Annotated in this window: 3 protein-coding genes; 2 read left to right on the forward strand and 1 reads right to left on the reverse strand. The window is 53.0% G+C overall.

The window, feature by feature from the left end:
• Window positions 1-1015, reverse strand: a 1015-nt coding sequence (locus ACTF5Z_RS12020; protein ID WP_438985842.1) for a SulP family inorganic anion transporter, incomplete at its 3' end; no start/stop codon positions are given.
• Window positions 1016-1153: 138 nt separating this feature from the next.
• On the opposite strand from ACTF5Z_RS12020, the gene ACTF5Z_RS12025 reads away from it, so the two are divergent.
• A complete protein-coding gene (locus ACTF5Z_RS12025; RefSeq protein ID WP_438985843.1) occupies window positions 1154-1771 on the forward strand; it encodes a nitroreductase family protein in 618 nt (205 codons plus the stop codon).
• A gap of 12 nt (window positions 1772-1783) precedes the next feature.
• On the forward strand, window positions 1784-1992 hold a 209-nt coding region (locus ACTF5Z_RS12030; protein WP_438985844.1), incomplete at its 3' end, for an SDR family NAD(P)-dependent oxidoreductase.

Below are 1992 nucleotides of genomic sequence, written 5' to 3' on the forward strand. Positions count from 1 at the left end.
GCGTACGAGCGCCGGCGTCATAGTTGGCGAGCGATCGTGCCAAGCTGCCAGCAACGGGGAGACCGGACGAAAACGCGGAGACTAGATTGGCCGCGCCTAAACCAAGTAGCTCCTGGTCGGGCGATACGCGCTCACGGCGATTCGCTGCGAGCTTCCGAGCTGTGGAAATAGACTCTACGTAGGCGATAACAGCGATGAGGAAGGCAGGAGGGGCTAAGTGCAACCACAGGTTAGGGTTTAATGTGGGGGCCGAGAGTGGCGGGGCACCTGAAGGAACGGCACCCAACACGGCCACCCCTTGCTCTTCGACACCCAGCAGAAACCCAAGATAAGAAGCGCCAACCAGTGCAACCAAGGGCAAAAGTTTGACAGCGGAGTAGGTCACGGCTTTGGCAACGCTGAGCGCGTCCATCACGCCGATCATCAACAGCCGAGCGAGCACTAAAAACGCGATCGTCAAGAGCCCCAACGACACACTTTCACGACTGATAATTTCATCACTAACAATCAAGGCGTACAGTACATCCGGTACCGTTTCACCACCATTGCTTATGCCCAATATGGCCGGCAGTTGGCTGACTGCTATGACGACGCCCGATGCCGATATAAAACCCGACACCACAGGGCGACTCAGAAAATTGGCGATAAACCCAAAACGAAACAAACCCAGTAATGTCAGCGAAATACCCACAATGACGGTCAGAGTCGCCATCACCTGTAAGGGATCCAGCTTTAACACGGACGACGCTTCGTTGATCGTCGTGGCTGTTAAAATTGAAACGATGGCCACCGGCCCGACCGAAAGCGTTCGCCCAGTACCAAGCAGAGCATAAATGACGGCCGGCAAAATAGCAGAGTACAAACCCACTTGAACGGGGACACCCGCAACTAGGGCAAAACCTAATGCTTGGGGTACCATGGTGGCGATCAATACCCCGGACGCGACTAGATCCCGAGCCAAAACGCGTTCGTTATAGCCACTGATCCATGCAAGTGCTGGCAGTCCGAGCTTCAAGCAGTTACGCCCCTAAAAATAAACCATGTTGAGTCATCTAATTATCGGCACTCAGACCGAAAAATTGAATAACTTTCGCACCCAAATGCTTGTAATCCACTCGAGGTAATAGAGAATGCTCATAAAAAGGAGAAAGATATGACACCGTGGACGCAATACAACTTGGGCGAGGAAATACCACCGCCCGAAAATCTTGAGCCCGTACTAGAATTTCTGACGACACGACGATCGAGTCTTGCCACGAATCTTGAGTCTCCCGGCCCAACACAGCAAGAACTAGAACGCATGCTTACCATTGCCGCTCGAGTTCCCGATCACCGTCGCTTGAGCCCGTTTCGCTTCATCGTTATTGAAGGTGACAAACGCAATGCCTTGGGCGACCTTTGTCTTCAAGTCGCTCTGCAATCAAACTCGGAATTGCCCGAGCCGTTACAACATATTGAACGGACACGTTTGTTGCGCGCGCCCACAATTATTGCTGTCGCCTACAACCCCAAAAACGACGGAAAAACACCTGAGTGGGAGCAAACACTGGCCTGTGGGGCGTGTTGCTACAACTTGCTGTTGGCCGCCAAAGCGTCTGGATTTGGTGCCCAATGGATCACCGAATGGCTGACCTACGATAGTACGATTGCGGGCGCTCTAGGCCTTTTGGACCATGAACGCCTCGCAGGCTTTATCTACATTGGAACCAATAAAGAACCCCTTAAAGAGAGGGCGCGCCCGGATCTCGCCAAACTCATTACCTACTTATAAACAAGGCCGAATATGATCTCACTGCAAGATAAAACATTCCTAGTCACCGGAGCGGGTTCGGGTATCGGAGCGGCTACGACAGCTCAAATAATAGCGCTAGGTGGCAAAGTAGTGGGGGTCGATCGAACCATCGAACCCAAACAAGACGACCAGCAGCTTAACATCACGGCCGATGTGACCTCGCCAGGCGAATTGGAGCAAGCGGTTGCGGCCGCCAAATC

This window comes from Aequoribacter sp. (assembly GCF_965659035.1).
Taxonomy (GTDB): Bacteria; Pseudomonadota; Gammaproteobacteria; order Pseudomonadales; family Halieaceae; genus Aequoribacter.

What these genes read in the sequence shown, in the direction of transcription:
- ACTF5Z_RS12025 (WP_438985843.1), top strand. Translation starts at nt 1,154, where the DNA reads ATGACACCGTGGACGCAATACAACTTGGGCGAGGAAATACCACCGCCC.